The organism is Mesorhizobium sp. P3_A8 (assembly GCF_056402995.1).
The window spans coordinates 230,334-249,845 of the sequence record NZ_JBFUGI010000002.1 but is presented as its reverse complement, the minus strand read 5'-3'; the positions used below and the strand labels follow the sequence as shown (position 1 = coordinate 249,845).

Genomic DNA, 19,512 nt, shown 5'->3' with positions numbered 1-19,512 from the left:
GCAGCATCGCTTTTACACCAAGCCACTCAGAAATTTCAGACAGCTTCGGAAACCAGGTAGCTGATTTCGCTATCCAATTCGCGCTGTGTCTGGGCCGCTTCCGCCATCACCCATTGTTTGAACATCTGCACCTTGCGTGCGGCAAGGCTCTTGTGGGGGGAGACGAAATACCAACCGGCCGTGTTTGGGTGATGGACGTCAAAGGGAGCGACCAGCCTCTCGGCGCGGATATCGCTGGCCATATAGGCACGGTTGGCCACGGCAAAACCCATTCCGGCATTGGCCGCCTCGTAGGACATCATGCACGAATCGAAATAGATGCTTTTGGTTTCGCTGAGCACGAAGCTGGCGCCGGCGAAGCCAAGCCAGGATTGCCAGTTCTGAGTGCAGGTGTCGGAATGCAGCAGCGTGAAGTACTGGAGGTCGTCCGGCGTCACCTTTGACAGCGGCTTGTCCCCCAGAACTTCATGGAACAGCTTGCGGCTGCACACCGGCGTCAGGTCTTCCCGAAACAGCAGATCGGATAGCAGCCCGTTAAAGTGGCCGTCGCCATAGCGGATTTCGAGATCGAAATCGGAGGTCGTGAACTCATGCGTCGCGTAGGAGGTCGAAACCCGCATCACGATATCGGGATGTTGCCGCTGGAACAGCGGCAGGCGCGGAAACAGCCAGCGCGCGGCAAAGGTCGGCAGCACGGATATCTTCAGCACATGCTCCTGCGATTGCCCTGTCGCTTCCATGCTGGCAGCAACGATCCGCTCCAGCGCCTCGCGAACGCGCGAGACATAAGTCTCGCCTTCCGGCGTCAGCGACACCGCATTGCCGCCGCGCTGGAAGATCTTGAAACGCAGCTGATCCTCCAGGCTTTTGACGCGCTGGCTGACCGCGGAAGCGGTGATGAACTGCTCTTCGCCGGCACGCGTGAAATTGCCGTGCCTCGCAGCACTCTCCACGATTTTCAGCGAATTGAGGTTGACCTGACTGAGCAGACGCACTGGGTTCGACCTTAAGCTGGGCTTAGGGTAGCACTAGCATTCCTAATTTTACAGGGGGGGCTAATTTAATTGACTGTTAACCAAGTGTTTGCCCCCCACTTGGAGAAGTACAATGAACGCACATACCATACCCGAACTGCGCTATGCGATGAGCCGCGAGGCCATTATCGGACACGAAACCGCCTGGAAAGTGTCGAGTTTCGGCGTTGCGCAGTTTCTGCATGGCTATGACCCGGCACTGCTTGCAGCAATCGAGGAGGCCGCCCTGAAGCTCAAGGCCAGCCATGCCGTGCACAAGCACCTCGACCTGACCTTCATCACCGGCGCCGACCGTTTCATCCCTGAAATCAAGGAGTTGCTACACGACAAGCTGCGCCTGGAGCGGCTGTCCGACATGATGGGCACGAAGCTGGAGCCGTATCCGCTGTCGATCGTCGGCTCGACCGTCACCTTCATGAATCCCAGGGACGGCGCCGTCGAATGGCATTGCGACGGCGTTCCGGTCACCGAACTCATTCCGCTGTCGATCAGCGATCCGCTGGTCGGCGGTCATCTCGAAATTTATTGCGACGATTCCGAGACCGGCCGCGCCATTCTCGAATCCGGACGCGAAATCCCGCGCAACCGCATCATGCGCATCGATCACAAGATGAAATACGCGACGCTCGGCCAGTTCCTTGGCGTCCTGCATCGCACGGCGCCGATCCACTATGGCGAGCGTGTCACCCTGGTGCTCAACCAGCGCTCGGTGGCCAAGCCCTATGTCGACGATAACAGAATGTTCTATCTTGCCGCCGACAATGATCAAGACCGCGAATGGGTCAACGAGCTGGCCGAAGACGTCTGGACCAACCAGTTGCCGGCCTATCGCCGGTTCGAGGCGGAGCATCCCACGCCGGCCGCCGTTGAAGCACCGGTCGCAGGCGGAGCGAGGGACACATGGTAGTCAGATCCGCGCTGGTCTTTGCCACCGGCGCGGTGGCTTTGTGGTCGACCAATGCGTTGGTCGGTAAATCCCTCTTGGCGAACCATCCGGTGTCGCAGGTGCAGTTCCTGCAATTTGCAGGCGCTGCACTGGTCTTCGCCGCCATCCGGCTGATGAGCCGGGAAAAGGCCGCGCCGGTCATGGCCGGGGCGGCGTTGGCGCCGCTCGTGGTCGGTTTCATCGGTCTCGTCGGTACCATGGTGCTGCAATACATCGCCTTCGCCTCGATGCCGGTGATCGAAGCCAATCTCGTGGCATATACTTGGCCCTTGATGGTTGCCGCGGCAGTGATCGTCTTCGAAAATCCGCGGCGTCCGGCTCTGCTCGGCCTTGCCGCGGCCCTTGGCTTCGTCGGCGTCGCGCTGGTGATTTCGGGAGGGCGTGAGAGCAACTGGTTCCAGGGCGATCTCGTCGGCTATTTCGCTGCATTCGGGTCTGCGCTGTGCATGGCTTTCTATTCGGTGATGGTGGGACGGCTCGCCACGTCGCCGGAGCGCTTGTTGTTGCCGTCGTCGCTGGTCGGCGTCGCCTTGACGCTCTTATGGTCCGCTGGCGAAGGCGCCGCCTGGCCGGCCGGCGTGGATCTGGCGCTTGGGCTCTATCTCGGCGCCGGCCCGATGGGGCTAGGTTATTACTTCTGGTCGCGCGCCTTGAAGCTAGAAGGCAGCGGCAAGGTCGCTGTCGTCGCCTATCTCACGCCGATTGCTTCGACGTTGCTGCTGACTTTGTCCGGCGAACGACTGACGGCCACCGCCATTGCCGGCGCTGTCCTCGTCATCGGCAGTTGTATCGCGGTCGGCCTGGAACGTTCGGAGGCGCAAGACTATGTTTGATGAAAATGAACGTCTCGCCAGGCAGGAAGCAGATTGGCTCATCAAGGAATTTGGCGCCGAGGCACCGCTTTACGCGGCGATGAAGGCCGAGAAGGCGATTGAACAGAAGGATTTCGGGCGGTGTGCTCGCTGGCGGCGTATTCTTGAGATATTGGCCGACGCCCGGACAACCAAGTCTGCTGCGTCCAAGTATTAGATTTTCTAATTTGCACGTCGTCACTTTCCAATAAAAATAGTTGACGCCAAGTCTTGATTCGTTTTGGCACTTGGCGACCCGTTGGGGGACGCGGTTAAAGAGATACATCGACAAAAGTCTTCGCTGGGGTGGACGACTTTGTCGCAAATAGGGTGAAAGAATTGTCAAATATCGAGGATAAGACCGTTATCGAGCTAACAGCCGATATTGTCTCGGCCTATGTAGGCAACAATCCGCTTCCAGCTTCCGGCCTGCCTGACCTGATTGCCAGTGTCAGCACTGCGGTTCGAAAGCTGGCTGGTGCAGCCGTCGTGGAAAGTCCGAGCCTTGTTCCGGCCGTCAATCCGAAAAAGTCGGTGTTTCCCGACTACATCGTCTGCCTGGAGGACGGAAAGAAGTTCAAGTCGCTCAAGCGACACCTCAGGACAGACTATGGTTTGAGCCCGGACGACTATCGGGCCAAATGGGGTTTGCCGCCGGACTATCCGATGGTCGCTCCGAATTACTCGGCGACCCGGTCGGCGCTGGCGAAGTCGACAGGGCTCGGCCGCAAGCCGGCAGCAGTGCCGGCCGCCGTGGCCAAGCCAAAGCGCAAGGCGACTGTCTGAGCGCGGCTTGACTGGTATGGCAAGCCACTGATCGGCTGCCCTGACGGCGCGGTTGCGCGCGCCGTTCTCAGGCCTTGTGCGACCAACTGGCCCGCAAGGTCTTGCGAAGCGTTGATGTCCAGTGCAAAAGCGCCACCATGCTTGTAATCAACGACCTTTCGCTCCGCATGGCCGGGCGCCTGCTTCTCGACCACGCCTCGCTGACCTTGCCGGCCGGCACCAAGGCCGGCCTTGTCGGTCGCAACGGCACCGGCAAGACGACGCTGTTCAAAGCCATCACCGGAGATTTTCCCTCCGAGACCGGCTCGATCAACCTGCCGAAGAACACGCGCATCGGCCAGGTGGCGCAGGAAGCGCCGGGAACCGAGGAGCCGCTGATCGAGATCGTGCTGAAGGCAGACCTCGAGCGCACGGCGCTGCTCGAAGAGGAAAAGACGGCCACCGATCCGCACCGCATCGCCGACATTCACATGCGGCTGGCCGACATCGACGCACATTCCGCCGAATCCCGCGCCGCCACCATCCTGGCCGGCCTCGGTTTCGACGATGTCGCGCAACGCCGTCCCGCCTCGTCCTTCTCCGGTGGCTGGCGCATGCGCGTGGCACTGGCCGCCGTGCTGTTTTCAGAGCCTGACCTTCTGCTGCTCGACGAGCCGACCAACTATCTCGATCTCGAAGGCACGCTGTGGCTGGAAAACTATGTGTCGAAGTATCCGCACACCGTGTTGCTGATTTCGCACGATCGCGACCTGCTCAATCGCGCCGTCAACTCGATCGTTCATCTCGACCAGAAGAAGCTGACCTTCTGGCGCGGCGGCTACGACCAGTTCGAGCGCCAGTATAGCGAGCAGAAGGAATTGCAGGAAAAGGGCCGCGTCAAACAGGAAGCCGCCCGCAAGCATATGGAATCCTTCGTCGAACGCTTCCGTGCCAAGGCCTCGAAGGCCAGGCAGGCGCAGTCGCGCATCAAGGCGCTGGAGAAGATGAAGCCGATCGCGGCCATCGTCAACGATTCAGTGCGGCCGTTCTCTTTCCCCGAACCGGTGAAGACGGTGGCCTCGCCGATCGTGGCGCTGAACAACGTCAATGTCGGCTATACCGAAGGGCAGCCGATCCTGAAGAAGATGACGTTGCGCATCGACGCCGACGACCGCATCGCGCTGCTCGGCGCCAACGGCAACGGCAAGTCGACCTTCGCCAAATTGCTGTCCGGCCGGCTCAAGCAGGAGAGTGGCACGATGACAGTAGCGCCCGGGCTGAAGGTGGCGATCTTCGCCCAGCACCAGCTCGACGATCTGCGGCCGGAGGAAAACGCCTACGAGCATGTCCGCCGGCTGATGCCGGAGGCACCGGAATCCAAGGTGCGCGGCCGGGTCGCCCAATTTGGTCTGACGACCGAGAAAATGAATACGCCCGCCAAGGACCTGTCCGGCGGCGAGAAGGCGCGCCTGTTGATGGGCCTGTCGGCCTTCGAGGGGCCGAACCTGTTCATCCTCGACGAACCGACCAACCATCTCGACATCGACAGCCGCGAATCGCTGATCCATGCGCTGAACGAGTTTCCCGGCGCCGTCATCCTGATCTCGCACGACCGCCATCTCCTGGAGGCGACGGCCGATCGGCTGTGGCTGGTCAAGGATGGCGCGGTCAACCCGTATGATGGCGACCTTGAGGACTACAAGACGCTGGTCACCGGCGTGTCCGGCGACCGCCGCGGCAAGCGCGAGGCGGATAAGGCCTCAAAAGCCGACCGCCGCCGCGATGCGGCAGCGCGCCGCGCCGCCTTCGAGCCGCTGGCCAAGGAAATCCGCGCCACCGAAGCGCTGATGGACCGTATCCGCAAGCGTATCGACGGCATCGAGGATGAACTGGCCAATCCGGCGATCTACGAAAAGGATCCCTCGACGGCGACACGCCTGGCCAAGGAACGCTCGCAGCTTGCCCAGACGCTGGCCGGCCACGAAGAAAAATGGCTGACCATGTCGGCCGAATATGAGGAAGGCACGGCGGAGTAGAGCCAATCTCCCCCCTCGTGGGGGAGATGCCCGGCAGGGCAGAGGGGGGCGCTGTCCCGCCAACCTGTCAGTCTTTTTGCAATCGCCTACCGCCGGCTTCGGGCACGAATAGATAGGTCGCGATCCTTCGCGCCCCCCTCTGTCCTGCCGGACATCTCCCCCACAAGTGGGGAGATTGGCTAATCATCTGGCCCTACACGCGCCCTTTGAAACCCGCTAGACATGCCCCCCATGAACCAGCACGCCAAGCTCCGCATCGGCCATTCGGCCTGTCCGCATGATTGCCCGTCGACCTGCGCGCTCGAGGTCGAGTTGCTCGACGGCAATCGCATCGGCCGCGTCCATGGCGCCAAGTCCAACAGCTATACGTCAGGTGTCGTCTGCGCCAAGGTTGCGCGCTATGCCGACCGTGTCCACCACCCCGACCGGCTGCTGAAGCCATTGATCCGCGCCGGCGCCAAGGGCGATGGCATCTGGAAGGAATCCAGCTGGGAGGCCGCACTCGACCTCGTCGCCGAAAAGTTCATCGCCGCCGAGGCAAAATACGGCTCGGAGACGGTCTGGCCCTATTTCTATGCCGGCACGATGGGGCTGGTTCAGCGCGACGGCATCCACCGGCTGCGTCATGCGAAAAAGTATTCAGGCTTCTTCGGCTCGATCTGCACCAACCTCGCCTGGACCGGCTGGATGATGGGGGCCGGCGCCTTGCGCGGGCCCGACCCGCGCGAGATGGCGAAGTCCGACTGCGTGGTGATCTGGGGCACCAATGCCGTGGTCACACAGGTCAATGTGATGACCCACGCCATCAAGGCGCGCAAGGAACGCGGCGCAAAAATCGTCGTCATCGATGTCTATGAAAACGCGACGATGAAGCAGGCCGACATGGGCCTGGTTCTGATGCCCGGCACCGATGGCGCGCTGGCTTGCGCGGTGATGCATGTGCTGTTCAGGGAAGGCCTGGCCGACCGCGCCTATCTCGAGAAATACACCGACGATCCGAAGGGTCTGGAAGAGCATCTGCGCACGCGCACGCCGGAGTGGGCGGCCGAGATCACAGGTCTGTCGGTCGCCGAGGTCGAAGCCTTCGCCCGCCTCGTCGGTACGACCAAGAAAACCTATTTCCGCCTCGGCTATGGCTTCGCCCGCCAGCGCAACGGCGCCGTCAACATGCATGCCGCCTCCTGCATCGCCGCAGTCACCGGCAGCTGGCAGTATGAGGGCGGCGGCGCCTTCCATTCGAATTCCGGCATCTTCAAGCTCAACCAGGATGTGCTGGAAGGCTCAAGGATGCGCGATCCCTCGATCCGCTATCTCGACCATTCGCGCATCGGTCCGGTGCTGACGGGTGCTGCAGATGCGCTTTACGGCGGACCGCCGGTGACGGCGATGCTGATCCAGAACACCAACCCGGTGAACGTTGCGCCCGAGCAGCGGCTGGTGAAGCAGGGTTTTCTGCGCGACGACCTGTTCACGTGCGTGCATGAGCAGTTCATGACCGACACCGCCAAGCTTGCCGATGTCGTGTTGCCGGCGACGATGTTCCTCGAGCACGACGACGTCTACAAGGGCGGCGGCAACCAGCACATCACGCTCGGCCCCAAGCTGATCGAGCCGCCGGAGGGGCCGCGCACCAACCATTTCGTCATCGAGCAGCTGGCCGAGCGTCTCGGCGTCGCCGACCGCCCCGGCTTTGGCCTCACCGAGCAGCAGCATATCGACATCATTCTCGGCAAGCGCGGGCTGGGTAGCTTCGACAGCTTGAAAGAGCAAAAATGGCTCGATCTGCAGCCGGATTTCGAGACCGCGCATTTCATCAAGGGGTTTGGCCATGCGGATGGAAAATTCCGCTTTCGTGCCGACTGGACCGGCCAGGCGGCTCCCAACCGGCCGCCGAAGAGCATGGGCCTGTTCGGACCGGTGGAACAACTGCCCGAGTTTCCCGACCATATCGATCTGATCGAAGTGGCCGACGAGGCGCACCCGTTCCGGCTGACGACCTCGCCGGCGCGCAATTTCCTCAACTCGACCTTTGCCGAGACGCCGGTGTCGAAGGAAAAGGAAGGCAGGCCGGTGCTGCTCCTGCACCCCGACGATGCGGCGGACCTCGGCCTCGCCGATGGTGACCGTGTCGAGGTCGGCAACCAGCGCGGCGACCTGGTGCTGCACGCGAAATTCTTCGGCGGCATCAAGCGCGGCGTGGTGATCGCCGAAGGCATCTGGCCAAACGGCGCGCATGAGCGCGGCGAGGGCATCAACGTGCTGACCGGCGCCGACGCGCCCGCGCCCTATGGCGGTGCCGCCTTCCACGACAATAAGGTCTGGCTGCGCAAGGCGGACGAGCTGGCGGCTTAGCCGGCCGCCGATCTCTCCTGGCGCTGCACCTGGCCCAAGCAGCTGTCGTCGCAACGGCCAACTCGCGCGGCTATAGAGGGCGTTCTCAGCATCGGGGAGGATGTCGATGGCAGGCGCGATTTCGCTTCTGGGAATACCGCATGACGAGAACTCGTCCTATCTAAGCGGCGCGGCCGAAGCACCGGCCCTGATCCGGCGGGAGCTGCATTCCGATGCCTACAGTTCGTGGAGTGAGACCGGCTTCGATCTGACCGGCCGTTTCGTCGACCATGGCGACATCGACTTTGCGGGTGGCGGCGACCCCTGGGAACGGATCGAAAGCGAGGTCGGACGCGCGCTGGATGCCGGCCATCCGCTGATCAGCCTGGGCGGCGACCATGCAATCTCCTGGCCGGTGCTGCGCGCGGTGCACCGACGTCACCCCGACCTGACGATCGTTCATATCGATGCGCACCCCGACATCTACCATTCCTATGGCGACAACCCGCGTTCGCATACATCACCCTTCGCGCGCATCATGGAGGATCGGCTCGCCGTCCGGCTGATCCAGATCGGGCTGCGCACCGTCAACGACCACCACCGCGACCAGTTCAAGCGTTTCGGCGTCGAGGTGGTGGAGGCGGCGCGCTTCAGCGAAGGCCTGCGGCTCGACCTCAAGACACCGGTCTATATCTCGATGGATATCGACGGGCTCGACCCCGCCTTTGCGCCCGGCGTTTCGCACCGCGAGCCGGGCGGGCTGTCGACCCGGCAGGTCATCAATCTCATTCAAGGCATCGACCAGCCGATCGTCGCCGCCGACATCGTCGAATACAATCCGCGCCAGGATCTCTCAAACATGACGGCGCTTGTCGCCGCCAAGCTGACCAAGGAGATCGCCGGCATGATGCTGAAGACTGCACTGGGATAAGGCAGCCCGCGGATCACACCGGCAGGATTTCGGAAGCCTTTTTCCTGTTCACCCGGTGCCGGATGTCGTCGGCGATCGCCTGGGACTCAATGCCAATTTCGCGCAGCAATCCGGTGACTGCGTTGTGGAAACCGATGAGGTAGAGGCCGAGATCCGACGCTTGGGGGGTAACGCCGCTGCGGTCCGGCTGGATGCCGGGCTCGAGAAATCTGGCATAGCCTGGCCGGTAGCCGGTGGCGAAGATGATCGCGTCGAATTCGCCGTGTTTGCCGTCGGTAAAGCGCGCACCGCGTTGCGAGATCTCGGCGATATCGGGCGCGACCTTGATCGCGCCTTCGCGAATCTTGCCGATGGTGCCCACGTCGATCACCGGAATGCGCGATGCAATCGCAATCTGTTCCAGCAATCCATGTCCCGGCCGTTTGAGCCCATATTTTTCCAGCCTGCCCAGCACCAGGTCGAGGATGACGGGGAAAAGAGCATCGTTGAGGCGCTGCGGCCCCAGGCGCGTCGCCATGCCGACCATCTGGATGGGAACGCCGAACAGTTCGCGTGGCACGATGTGAACGCCGCCGCGCACGGAAATCGTCGGCTGTGCGCCGTTTTCTGCCAGATCGAGCGCAATCTCGGCGCCGGTATTGCCCATGCCGATGACCAGCACCGACTGACCGGTGAAAGGCGTGGCATTGCGATAATCGGCGCTGTGCAATGTCTTGCCGGTGAAGGTGTCTATGCCGGCAAATCCGGGCCGCAGGGGCTCGGCATTGTAGCCTGACGCAATCACCACATGTTTGGTGCGCAACGGGTCGGATGTGGCGTCGATGAGCCAGCCGCGACCCTCCCGGGTGATCGCTTTCACCGTTTCCCCAAACCGCGGCTTGAGGTCGAAGCGTTGCGCATAGGCATCGAGATAGTCGACAAAGAGATCGCGCGGCACATAACGCGGATAGTGCTTGGGAAAGGGCACGAAGGGCAGCGACGAGTAGCGCTTGGTCGTGTGCAAGTGGACGCGCTCGTAGTGGCGCCGCCAGGCAGGCGCGGCCTGCTGCTCTTTTTCGATGATGACGAAGTCGATGCCGGCCTGCCGCAGGCATGCGGCAACGGCCAGGCCCGCCGGCCCGGCACCAATGATCGCTACTGTCGTGGTGTCGTCCAAGCGCGCCTCCCAACCCAATTCGCTTCCGGAGAATGTCAAAAGCATGGCAACTCGAGCCAGCCGGCTGGCAAGGCTCAATCCGGCAACGGCACCGTCAGCCCGACCTTGACGCGGTCCATGGCGACGAAGGTGCGGAATTTCCGGACATTGTTGCTGTCGAAGAACAGTTTTCGCGTCAGCGCCTCATAGGCGCCCATATCCGTCACGGTGAGAACGAGGATGAAGTCGGCTTCGCCGGTGACGTAGTAGCATTGCTGCACTTCAGGCGTTTCCGAGAATTGCCGCTTGGCCGCGTCGATGAGCTCGGTGCGCTCGCTCTCCAGTTCCACCTCGACGAAGATGGTGATCGGCTGGCCGACCGCCGCGGGCTCGATGATGGCGACATTGCTTGCGATGACGCCGGTCTGCTTCATGCGCTTGATGCGGCGCTGCACCGCCGGCGCCGACAGGTTCACCGCTTCGCCGATCAGGCGCTGCGGCGTCGTGTTGTCCCGCTGCAGGATAGCAAGGATGGCGAGATCGAAACTGTCGAGTGAAGGTGGCGATGGAGGCAATGGAGATATCCCGGCGAAACAAACTTGCATTTCGGAGGTTCAATTACAGCGCACTTTGCGTCCCCGCTGCAATATGGTCTCGCGGACTGCCAAGGAGACGCCAGTGTTCCTGCCAAATCGCAATGCTCTGCACGGTAAGCCGCTTGATACGGCCGACGCTGAAATCCTTGGAATTGCCGGAGCCGACACAGTCGAGCGCTTCCTCGCCCATCGTGACAATCATCGTGAGACCCCGCTGCATGCGCTGCCGGCGCTGGCGGGCGAACTCGGCGTCGGTGCGTTGCATGTCAAGGATGAGGGCTTTCGTCTCGGTATTGGCAGCTTCAAGGCTCTGGGCGGCGCTTATGCTGTCTTTCGCCTGGTGCTGGAGGAGGCAGGCAAGCGGCTTGGCCGCCCTGTCGATGTCGAGGATCTCAACCGGGCCGATGTTCGCGCGGTCGCCGCAAGGATGACTTTTGCCTGCGCCACCGACGGCAATCACGGCCGCTCGGTCGCGCAAGGCGCCGAGCTTGCCGGCGCCAGGGCCGTGATCTTTGTCCATGCCGGCGTCAGCGACGAGCGCATCGCCGCGATCGGCCGCTACGGGGCGGAGATGGTCCGTGTCGATGGCAATTATGACGACTCGGTCAAGCAAGCCGCCAAGGTCGCGGCCGAGAAGGGCTGGACCGTGGTGTCGGATACGTCGTGGCCGGGATACGAGCGCATTCCCGGCCTGGTGATGCAGGGCTATACGGCGATCGTGCGCGAAGCGCTGCGCCAGCTCCGGGAACCGCCGACCCACGTCTTCGTTCAGGCAGGCGTCGGCGGCATTGCCGCCGCAGTGGCCGGCCATCTCGCCATCGTGCTCGGCGACGCCAGGCCAAATTTCATTGTCGTAGAACCGGCCCGCGCGGCCTGCGTTGTCGCGGCTGCCCGGGCAGGGCATGTGGTCAAGGTCGCGCACGACCAGCCGACGGTGATGGCCATGCTTGAATGCTACGAAGCTTCACAGGTCGCCTGGCGGGTGCTGGCGCGCGTCGCCGACGCCTTCATGACCGTGGACGAGGACGACGCCATCGCGGTGATGCGACGGCTGGCCCGGCCGGCCGGCAGCGATCCGGTGATCGTCGCTGGCGAGAGCGGCGGCGTCGGCCTTGCCGGACTGATCCGGGCGATGGGCGAGAACAAGGCCGATCTTGGCCTCGACGGCAAATCCCGCGTGCTGGTGATCAATACCGAAGGTGCCACCGACCCGCATCGCTATGCCGAACTGGTCGGCATGAGTTCGGCCGATGTGCTGGCCGGCAAGCTCGCAGCCGAGGCGACACCATGATCGCGATCGATGCAAAGCGCCTGCTTGGCCGCATCCGTGAACTCGGTGCCGTTGGCCGCGACGATGAGGGCAGGCTGACCCGGTTGGCCGCTTCCGACACCGACAAGCAGGGCCGCGACCTCTTCGTCGGCTGGCTGCGGCAGGCCGGGCTCGATGTCGCCATCGACCGCATTGGCAATATTTTCGGCATCTGGCAGAGCGCCGACAATGCAGGCGAGGCGCCGCTGCTCATCGGCTCGCATATCGACACGGTCATCGACGCCGGCATCTATGATGGCTGCTACGGCGTGCTTGCCGGGCTGGAGGTGATCGAGACGCTGAAGGCCTCGGGGCTCTCGCCGTCGCGTCCGCTCGCCGTCGCCGCCTTCACCAATGAGGAGGGCGTGCGCTTTTCTCCCGACATGATGGGATCGCTGGTCCATGCCGGCGGCGTCGATGTCAAAGCAGCACTTGCCGCAGTCGGGACCGATGGCAGCATGCTCGGACAGGAACTCGCCCGCATCGGCTATGCCGGCGACCGCGAACCGGGTTTTCTCAAGCCGCACATCTATGTCGAATTGCATATCGAACAGGGGCCGGTCCTGGAGCGCGAAGGCATTCCGATCGGCGCGGTGGAAACCCTGCAAGGGATTTCCTGGCAGCGCCTCACTCTCGATGGCGTCGCCAACCATGCCGGCACCACACCGATGTCGATGCGCTGCGACGCCGGATACGCCGCGGCACGCGTGGTCACCTTCCTGCACGACCTTGCGGCGGCCTCCAATGCGCCAACCGTTGCCACTGTCGGCACGATGCGCTTGGAGCCGAACGCCATCAACGTCATTCCCTCACGCGCCGTCTTCACCGTCGATCTGCGTGATCCCGACGAGCAGCGCTTGCAGGCGCAGGAGGCGGCGCTGGCTGCCTTTCTGCAACTGCTCGCCGCCGAGGGCATCACCGTGACGGTCGAAAGGCTGGCCCGCTTCGAGCCCGTTATTTTCGACGGTCGAGTCGTCGAACTGATCGAGGCCGCGTCGAGGAGGCGCGGGCTCGTCTCGCGGCGCATGACCTCGGGCGCCGGCCATGACGCGCAGATGATCGCCCGCATCGCGCCGGCGGCAATGATCTTCGTGCCGAGCGCCGGAGGCATCAGCCACAGTCCGCATGAGCACACCGAAGATGCCGAGCTTGTTGCTGGCGCCAACATCCTGCTTGATGTGATCACCGAACTTGCGGAGGGGCGAAGGAATGGCTGAACTCGATCCCGAAACGCTGAAGCGCGAGATGACCAATTGGCGGCGTGATTTGCATGCGCATCCCGAATTCGGCTTCGAGGAGAGGCGAACCGCTGCCTTCGTCGCCGCCAAGCTGCGCGAATTCGGCTTGGACGATGTCGCTGAGGGTGTCGGTGGCACCGGTGTCGTCGGCACGCTGAAGCGCGGGACCGGCAACCGCGCCATTGCGCTGCGGGCCGACATGGATGCGCTGCGCATAGCAGAGCAGTCGACCGCGCCCTATCGCTCCGGCAATCCCGGCGTCATGCATGCCTGCGGCCATGACGGCCACACAGCCATGCTGCTCGGCGCGGCAAAGAGGCTGGCCGGCGAGGGTGGTTTCGACGGCACCGTGCGCTTCATCTTCCAGCCGGCCGAGGAGTGGGGCAAGGGCGCACTGGCCATGCTCGACGATGGCCTGATGCAGCGCTTCCCTTTCGACGAGGTTTTTGGCCTGCATAACATGCCCGGCCTTCCCGTCGGCCATTTCGAAACCCGCGCCGGTCCTGTCATGTCGGCCGAGGACAACTTCGAGATTGTGCTCAGGGGGCTCGGCGGCCACGCGGCGCGGCCGCATTCGGCCAACGAAACGCTGGTAGCCGCCTGCGCGCTGGTCACCAATCTGCAGACCATCGTCTCGCGCCGGCTGAGCCCGGCCGACATAACGGTGGTTTCGGTGACCGAACTGATCACCGACGGTACCCGCAACGCGCTGCCCGGTCTTGCCCGCATCCTCGGCGACGCGCGCAGTTTCCGGCCGGAAGTCAGCGCCGAGATCGAACGCCAGATGCGCGTCATCACCGAAGGCACAGCTGCCGCCTACAATGTCACCGCCGAGGTGAACTACACCCGAGAATTCGTGCCGCTGCGCAACGATGCCGAACTGGTTGACGCGGCCTTCGCCGCTGCCAAAAACGTCTTCGAGCCCGGCAATATCGCGGTCGCCCGCGAGCCGATGACAGCGTCGGAGGATTTCGCCCGCTTCCTCGACCACGTGCCGGGCTGCTTCGTCTTCCTTGGCAATGGTGAGGCCTCGGCGCCGCTGCACAATTCCAGCTACGACTTCAACGATGACGGGTTGTTGTTCGGCACGAATTTCCATGTCGCCATCGCCAGGCAAAGACTGGGCAACGCGACCGGCAGATGATCCGTGATTTGATTGGCTGTTCGAACCGGCATTGTACATTTTTATCAAACGACGATCTTCAATGACGCGACGGAAAGACTCAGCTAACCTCCGCTACGCGGCGGACCTCTTATCCGCTTGGCCGGCGCCTTCTCCTCCCAAGCGGCGCCGGCCTTCTTCGTTGCGGCGCTAGAGCAATTCCAGGAAAAGTGTGAACGGTTTTCCGTCCGGAATTGCGTCAAAGAAAAGCTGCTAAATTAGTGCTCATTAAATTTGGAATATTCGCACTTGCCGGACGTTAAAATTCTTCTGGCATGGAAGCCGCAGGTCTTTGAGGTATTTGCGGGAAGCCGGATGCGCGGGCGAGGCTGGATAAAGGCGTTGCGTCAGGACGAGGCGCGGCAGGTGCGTGCGCGCATCGCTGAACTCGAAAGAAACCTCACGGCGGCGTCACCGTCCCGGGGCCGTCAGCAGCGACATGAAGCAGGGCACGAATTGCGCAATGCCAAGTTCCGCCTCGATCGCCTTGAGGAGTGCATCGCGTCAATGCCTGAGGCTCCGACCGTCACCTGACTGCATCGACCATATTCACTTGCCGACAGTCCCTGCGTTCATGGCAGGATTGCTGGCGTGAGAACTTTGTTCGGCAAGGGGCGCCTTTGTCGGTGGCAGTTTGTTGTCGCAGGCCGAGACAGTCAAAGCCACCAGAACGAGGACTAATCCTAGTTTTTTCATCGCTACCGCCTCCAATCTCACAATGAACCTCCAATCTCAAAACGGGGCCATGTTGGTTTGGTTGCGAACGGGAACAAAACGCCGCGCCTGCGGTTGATCTCTATTAGAGGAGACCGCAGCATGATCCGTTTGCTTCTGGCCGGCACCTTTGCCTTTCTCACCTACCGCCTCGCGCGCAGGATGATCGATGACGTGCCCGGCGACATCGATCCCCTTCTGTTGCCCACATCGAGAAGCGACCGCGACGCTCTGCGCCGACAATCGGCGGCCATGGGTGTCGATGACAGGCGCTAATTCGTCGTGCCGCTTCTATGTTGCGAACAAAGCGGAAACGATGCTTGATGGGCGATGAACCTCGCCGCCCATGATTCGACCTTTGTGGAATCGACTGCCCAGCCTGCCTATCTCGCCCGGCTGAACGATGCCCAGCGCCAGGCCGTCGAACATGGCGACGGCAAGATCGCAGGTCCGTTGCTGGTCATTGCCGGCGCCGGCTCGGGCAAGACCAACACGCTGGCGCATCGCGTCGCTCATCTCATCGTCAAGGGCGCCGACCCGCGCCGCATCCTGCTGATGACCTTCTCGCGGCGCGCCGCCTCCGAAATGGCCAAGCGCGTCGAACGCATCGCCGGCGAAGTGCTCGGCCGCGACGCCGCGGTCATCACCGATGCGCTGACCTGGGCCGGCACCTTTCACGGCATCGGTGCACGGCTGTTGCGCGACTATGCGCTGGAGATCGGCATCGATCCGGCCTTCACCATCCATGATCGCGAGGATTCCGCCGATCTGATGAATCTGGTGCGCCACGAACTCGGCTTCTCCAAGACGGAGGCGCGCTTTCCGACCAAGGGCACCTGCCTTGCCATCTACTCGCGCGCCGTCAACGCTCAGGCGCCGCTCGGTGAGGTGCTGGGCTCTGCCTTCCCCTGGTGCGCCGGCTGGGCCGATCAGCTGAAGCTGCTGTTTGCCGGTTATGTCGAAGCCAAGCAGGCGCAGAATGTGCTCGATTACGACGATTTGCTGCTCTACTGGGCGCAGATGGCGGCCGAGCCGGAAATCGCGGCGCATCTCGGCGGGCGTTTCGATCACGTGCTGGTCGACGAATACCAGGACACCAACCGGCTGCAGGCTTCGATCCTGATGGCACTTAAGCCCGACGGTGCCGGGCTGACGGTGGTCGGCGACGATGCGCAGTCGATCTATTCTTTCCGCGCCGCCGAGGTGCGCAACATCCTCGATTTTCCAAAGCAATTCGCACAGGCCGCCGATGTGGTCATGCTGGAGCGCAACTACCGCTCGACCGAGACCATTCTGGCCGCCGCCAATGCGGTCATCGGCGAGGCCTCGGAGCGTTTTACGAAAAATCTTTGGTCGGAGCGCAAATCAACCGACAAGCCAAGGCTGGTCAGCGTGCGCGACGAGGTCGAGCAGGCCAACTTCGTCTGCGATACGATCCTTGCCGAGCGCGAGGCCGGCACGGCGCTGAAATCGCAGGCGGTGCTGTTTCGCGCCTCGCACCACAGCGGACCGCTCGAAATCGAACTGACGCGTCGCAACATTCCCTTCGTCAAGTTCGGTGGCCTGAAATTCCTCGACGCCGCGCATGTCAAGGATGTGCTGGCGGTCCTGCGTTTCGCTGAAAACCCGCGCGACCGTGTCGCCGGTTTTCGCGTCCTGCAGTTGATGCCGGGCATCGGCCCTTCGGCTGCCGCGCAGATCGTCGAGACGATGACGACGGCGCTAGACGAGGCGATGGGCCTTGCCGGCTGGCGCCCGCCGCAACGCGCGGCGGATGACTGGCCGGCCTTTGTCTCGCTTTATTCCGGCCTGCGGGCCGGCGCCAAATGGCCGGCCGATCTCGAGCAGGTCAGGCTGTGGTACGAGCCGCATCTGGAGCGCATCCATGAGGATGTCATCACACGCCGCGCCGACCTGTTGCAGCTCGAGCAGATCGGGTCGGGCTATGCGTCGCGCGAACGCTTCCTGACCGAACTGACACTCGATCCGCCGGACGCGACCAGCGACCAGGCCGGACCGCCGCACCGCGACGAGGATTATTTGATCCTGTCGACCATCCACTCGGCCAAGGGCCAGGAGTGGAAGAATGTCTTTGTGCTCAACACGGTCGATGGCTGCATTCCGGCCGATCTCGGCGTCGGCACCAAGGAGGATATCGAGGAGGAGCGCCGGCTGCTCTACGTGGCGATGACGCGGGCCAAGGACAATCTCAACCTGGTCATGCCGCAGCGCTTCTTTCCGCACGGCCAGGCGGCGCGCGGCGACCGCCATCTCTATGCCTCGCGCACCCGCTTCATTCCGGCCTCGATCCTTGCTGCGTTCCAGCAGGTGTCATGGCCGAGCGCGCAAGAAGCACAGGGCAGGGCGCCCCGGCCGGAAGTGCGCGTCGACATCGGCGCGCGCATGCGCGGCATGTGGAAATAATTGACGTCATGGCGCAACCGCCGATCAGGATCGCCATCGCCGGCGCGCTCGGCCGCATGGGTCGCCGGATGACGGAGGCCGTTCAGGCCGATCCGCGGCTGGCGCTCGTCGCCCGCTTCCATCGACCAGGCAATGTCGGCGACGGGCTGGTGAGCCGCGACGAAGCGCTTGCCATGGCCGATGTCGTCATCGATTTCACCACACCTGCTGCATCGGCTGACCTGGCAAGGTTTTGTGCAAACCGCAGCAGCCCCGCTTTGGTGATTGGCTCGACCGGTTTCGATGCCGCCGAACTGGCGACCATAGTAGATGCCGCGAAAACGATTCCCATTGTCCGCTCCGGCAGCTTTTCGCTTGGGCTGAACATGCTGGTCGGGCTGGTCGAGCAGGCGGCGAGAGCACTCGATGCCGACGACTGGGATGCCGAGATTTTCGAGGCGCATCATCGCCACAAGATCGATGCGCCATCCGGCACCGCGCTGATGCTGGGCCATGCCGTTGCCGGTGGGCGCGGCGTCGCACTGGACACGGTAGCCAAGCGCGTCCGCGACGGCGTCACCGGCGCGCGTCCCGCCGGCGAGATCGGCTTTGCGGTGATGCGTGGCGGTAGCATCGTCGGAGAGCACAGCGTCAGCTTCTGTGCCGAAGGCGAGATAGTCACCCTGTCGCATGCTGCCGGCGACCGCATCATGTTCGCCCGTGGCGCCATTGCCGCCGTACTTTGGGTGTCGGGACGACCGCCCGGCGAATACGATATGCGCGACGTTCTCGGTTTTGCAGCCTCGTGACCGGATTCCACGGCCGCTAGAACGACTGAAAGCCAGCTGAAAGCTTGGGCATGCAATGACGGCATTGCGGCGTTCGTCGTGTGACCGGTTCGGGAGCGGCCGGTAAGGAGGAATGCGGCGTAGCCGGGAAGGCGTGCCGCCAGGTGGAGGAAGTTAAGTGACCGGTTTCATCTCGAAACGCATTTTGCGTTCAGCAGCCTTGACGCTTGCCCTTGTTGCCACGGGCACGGCATCGGCGGCCGACAAGATCACCATCATCGTCGGCGGCATGGAAAAGCAGATTTACCTGCCGGCCGTGCTCACCCAGCAGCTCGGCTACTTCAAGGATGAGGGGCTCGACGTCGAGCTCGTCAATTCCCGTGCCGGTGTCGAGGCCGAGAACGAATTGCTGGCCGGTGCCGTGCAGGGCGTCGTCGGCTTCTACGACCACACCGTCGACCTGCAATCCAAGGGTAAATACATCCAGTCGATCGTCCAGTTCAGCCAGGCACCTGGCGAGGTCGAGCTGGTCTCCGCCAAGCACCCCGAGATCAAGTCGCCGGCCGATTTCAAGGGCGCCACGCTTGGTGTCACCGGTCTCGGTTCCTCGACCGATTTCCTCACCCAGTACCTTGCCGTACGCAACGGCCTGAAGCCGGGCGACTACACGCTGCTGCCGGTCGGCGCCGGCAACACCTTCATCGCCGCCGTCAAGCAGGACCAGATCCAGGCCGGCATGACCACCGAGCCGACCATCGCGCAGCTGCTCAAGACCGGCGAGGCCAGCGTGCTGGTCGACATGCGCACGCCCGAAAAGACCAAGGAAGCGCTGGGCGGTGACTATCCGGCCGCCTCTTTCTACGTCCAGTCGTCCTGGCTCGAAGGCCACAAGGATGAGGCGCAAAAGCTCGCCAATGCCTTCGTCAAGACGATGAAGTTCATCGCCACGCATTCGGCCGAGGAAATCGCCGACAAGATGCCGAAGGACTATTACGCCGGCAACAAGGACCTCTACGTACAGGGCCTGGCCGGCGGCAAGGCGATGTTCACGCCCGATGGCCGGATGCCGGCCGATGGCCCGCAGACGGTGCTGAAAGTGCTCTCGACATTCTCGAAGAGCCTGCAGGGCAAGCAGATCGACCTGTCGAAGACCTTCACCACGGAATTCGTCGACGCCGCCAAGTAGCGTCGGCTGGCGGGTGCGGATTTCCGCTCCGTTCGTTGAAGAACAACAACTTGCGCCGCTCGGCTGAATCAGTTCGGCAGCGGCGCC

General features: G+C 62.9%; 18 protein-coding genes. 15 read left to right on the top strand and 3 right to left on the bottom strand.

Features of this window, described 5'->3' with window-relative positions; genetic code table 11:
* Positions 1-35 precede the first annotated feature (35 nt).
* Positions 36-995 carry a LysR substrate-binding domain-containing protein gene (locus AC1DX4_RS05320; RefSeq protein ID WP_477219338.1) on the bottom strand — a complete coding sequence of 320 codons (960 nt, stop codon included), beginning with the start codon at positions 993-995 and terminating at the stop codon, positions 36-38.
* 112 nt (positions 996-1,107) lie between these two features.
* Between AC1DX4_RS05320 and AC1DX4_RS05315 the strand changes: the two genes are divergently transcribed.
* The 7 genes from AC1DX4_RS05315 to speB all read left to right on the top strand — a co-directional run bounded on the left by AC1DX4_RS05315 (position 1,108) and on the right by speB (position 8,894).
* Positions 1,108-1,941 carry a hypothetical protein gene (locus tag AC1DX4_RS05315; protein WP_477219337.1) on the top strand — a complete coding sequence of 278 codons (834 nt, stop codon included), beginning with the start codon at positions 1,108-1,110 and terminating at the stop codon, positions 1,939-1,941.
* Positions 1,935-2,813: a DMT family transporter gene (locus tag AC1DX4_RS05310; protein WP_477219336.1), complete on the top strand. Its 879-nt coding sequence runs from the start codon at positions 1,935-1,937 to the stop codon at positions 2,811-2,813. Before AC1DX4_RS05315 ends, AC1DX4_RS05310 begins: the two co-directional genes overlap by 7 nt.
* Entirely contained in the window at positions 2,806-3,009 is a 204-nt protein-coding gene (locus AC1DX4_RS05305; RefSeq protein ID WP_477219335.1) for a hypothetical protein, read from the top strand. Before AC1DX4_RS05310 ends, AC1DX4_RS05305 begins: the two co-directional genes overlap by 8 nt.
* A 161-nt stretch (positions 3,010-3,170) precedes the next feature.
* Entirely contained in the window at positions 3,171-3,617 is a 447-nt protein-coding gene (locus AC1DX4_RS05300) for a Ros/MucR family transcriptional regulator (RefSeq protein ID WP_477219334.1), read from the top strand.
* A 137-nt stretch (positions 3,618-3,754) separates the two neighbouring features.
* Entirely contained in the window at positions 3,755-5,632 is a 1,878-nt protein-coding gene (locus tag AC1DX4_RS05295; RefSeq protein ID WP_477219333.1) for an ABC-F family ATP-binding cassette domain-containing protein, read from the top strand.
* A gap of 231 nt (positions 5,633-5,863) precedes the next feature.
* Positions 5,864-7,984 carry a molybdopterin-containing oxidoreductase family protein gene (locus AC1DX4_RS05290; RefSeq protein WP_477219332.1) on the top strand — a complete coding sequence of 707 codons (2,121 nt, stop codon included), beginning with the start codon at positions 5,864-5,866 and terminating at the stop codon, positions 7,982-7,984.
* A 106-nt stretch (positions 7,985-8,090) separates the two neighbouring features.
* Complete coding sequence (gene speB, locus AC1DX4_RS05285) at positions 8,091-8,894, top strand: agmatinase (protein ID WP_477219331.1); 804 nt, start codon at positions 8,091-8,093, stop codon at positions 8,892-8,894.
* Positions 8,895-8,907: 13 nt separating this feature from the next.
* Here speB and AC1DX4_RS05280 read toward each other — a convergent pair whose 3' ends face one another.
* Both AC1DX4_RS05280 and AC1DX4_RS05275 read right to left on the bottom strand, forming a co-directional pair.
* Entirely contained in the window at positions 8,908-10,095 is a 1,188-nt protein-coding gene (locus AC1DX4_RS05280) for a flavin-containing monooxygenase (RefSeq protein WP_477219330.1), read from the bottom strand.
* 29 nt (positions 10,096-10,124) lie between these two features.
* A complete protein-coding gene (locus AC1DX4_RS05275; protein ID WP_477219329.1) occupies positions 10,125-10,604 on the bottom strand; it encodes an Lrp/AsnC family transcriptional regulator in 480 nt (159 codons plus the stop codon).
* 103 nt (positions 10,605-10,707) lie between these two features.
* Here AC1DX4_RS05275 and AC1DX4_RS05270 point away from each other — a divergent pair, with 103 nt between their 5' ends.
* The 8 genes from AC1DX4_RS05270 (at position 10,708) to AC1DX4_RS05235 (ending at position 19,425) form a co-directional block, all read left to right on the top strand.
* Positions 10,708-11,916, top strand: a complete 1,209-nt coding sequence (locus tag AC1DX4_RS05270; RefSeq protein WP_477219328.1) for a diaminopropionate ammonia-lyase — start codon at positions 10,708-10,710, stop codon at positions 11,914-11,916.
* On the top strand, positions 11,913-13,151 hold the full coding sequence (locus AC1DX4_RS05265; RefSeq protein ID WP_477219327.1) for an allantoate amidohydrolase: 1,239 nt from the start codon (positions 11,913-11,915) through the stop codon (positions 13,149-13,151). The genes AC1DX4_RS05270 and AC1DX4_RS05265 overlap by 4 nt, the downstream gene beginning before the upstream one ends.
* A complete protein-coding gene (locus AC1DX4_RS05260) occupies positions 13,144-14,316 on the top strand; it encodes a M20 aminoacylase family protein (protein WP_477219326.1) in 1,173 nt (390 codons plus the stop codon). Before AC1DX4_RS05265 ends, AC1DX4_RS05260 begins: the two co-directional genes overlap by 8 nt.
* Positions 14,317-14,583: 267 nt before the next feature.
* Positions 14,584-14,868 carry a hypothetical protein gene (locus AC1DX4_RS05255; RefSeq protein ID WP_477219325.1) on the top strand — a complete coding sequence of 95 codons (285 nt, stop codon included), beginning with the start codon at positions 14,584-14,586 and terminating at the stop codon, positions 14,866-14,868.
* A 282-nt stretch (positions 14,869-15,150) separates the two neighbouring features.
* Positions 15,151-15,324: a hypothetical protein gene (locus AC1DX4_RS05250; RefSeq protein ID WP_477219324.1), complete on the top strand. Its 174-nt coding sequence runs from the start codon at positions 15,151-15,153 to the stop codon at positions 15,322-15,324.
* Positions 15,325-15,378: 54 nt separating this feature from the next.
* The gene (locus AC1DX4_RS05245) at positions 15,379-17,472 is read left to right on the top strand and encodes an ATP-dependent helicase (protein WP_477219323.1); all 2,094 of its coding nucleotides are present in this window, start codon (positions 15,379-15,381) and stop codon (positions 17,470-17,472) included.
* 8 nt (positions 17,473-17,480) lie between these two features.
* Entirely contained in the window at positions 17,481-18,260 is a 780-nt protein-coding gene (dapB, locus tag AC1DX4_RS05240) for a 4-hydroxy-tetrahydrodipicolinate reductase (protein WP_477219322.1), read from the top strand.
* 157 nt (positions 18,261-18,417) lie between these two features.
* Entirely contained in the window at positions 18,418-19,425 is a 1,008-nt protein-coding gene (locus AC1DX4_RS05235; RefSeq protein ID WP_477219321.1) for an ABC transporter substrate-binding protein, read from the top strand.
* Positions 19,426-19,512: the final 87 nt, after the last annotated feature.

What these genes read in the sequence shown, in the direction of transcription:
- AC1DX4_RS05265 (WP_477219327.1), top strand. Translation starts at nt 11,913, where the DNA reads ATGATCGCGATCGATGCAAAGCGCCTGCTTGGCCGCATCCGTGAACTC.
- AC1DX4_RS05245 (WP_477219323.1), top strand. Translation starts at nt 15,379, where the DNA reads ATGAACCTCGCCGCCCATGATTCGACCTTTGTGGAATCGACTGCCCAG.
- AC1DX4_RS05315 (WP_477219337.1), top strand. Translation starts at nt 1,108, where the DNA reads ATGAACGCACATACCATACCCGAACTGCGCTATGCGATGAGCCGCGAG.
- AC1DX4_RS05280 (WP_477219330.1), bottom strand. Translation starts at nt 10,095, where the DNA reads ATGCTTTTGACATTCTCCGGAAGCGAATTGGGTTGGGAGGCGCGCTTG.
- dapB (WP_477219322.1), top strand. Translation starts at nt 17,481, where the DNA reads ATGGCGCAACCGCCGATCAGGATCGCCATCGCCGGCGCGCTCGGCCGC.
- AC1DX4_RS05295 (WP_477219333.1), top strand. Translation starts at nt 3,755, where the DNA reads ATGCTTGTAATCAACGACCTTTCGCTCCGCATGGCCGGGCGCCTGCTT.
- speB (WP_477219331.1), top strand. Translation starts at nt 8,091, where the DNA reads ATGGCAGGCGCGATTTCGCTTCTGGGAATACCGCATGACGAGAACTCG.
- AC1DX4_RS05260 (WP_477219326.1), top strand. Translation starts at nt 13,144, where the DNA reads ATGGCTGAACTCGATCCCGAAACGCTGAAGCGCGAGATGACCAATTGG.
- AC1DX4_RS05250 (WP_477219324.1), top strand. Translation starts at nt 15,151, where the DNA reads ATGATCCGTTTGCTTCTGGCCGGCACCTTTGCCTTTCTCACCTACCGC.
- AC1DX4_RS05305 (WP_477219335.1), top strand. Translation starts at nt 2,806, where the DNA reads ATGTTTGATGAAAATGAACGTCTCGCCAGGCAGGAAGCAGATTGGCTC.
- AC1DX4_RS05290 (WP_477219332.1), top strand. Translation starts at nt 5,864, where the DNA reads ATGAACCAGCACGCCAAGCTCCGCATCGGCCATTCGGCCTGTCCGCAT.
- AC1DX4_RS05310 (WP_477219336.1), top strand. Translation starts at nt 1,935, where the DNA reads ATGGTAGTCAGATCCGCGCTGGTCTTTGCCACCGGCGCGGTGGCTTTG.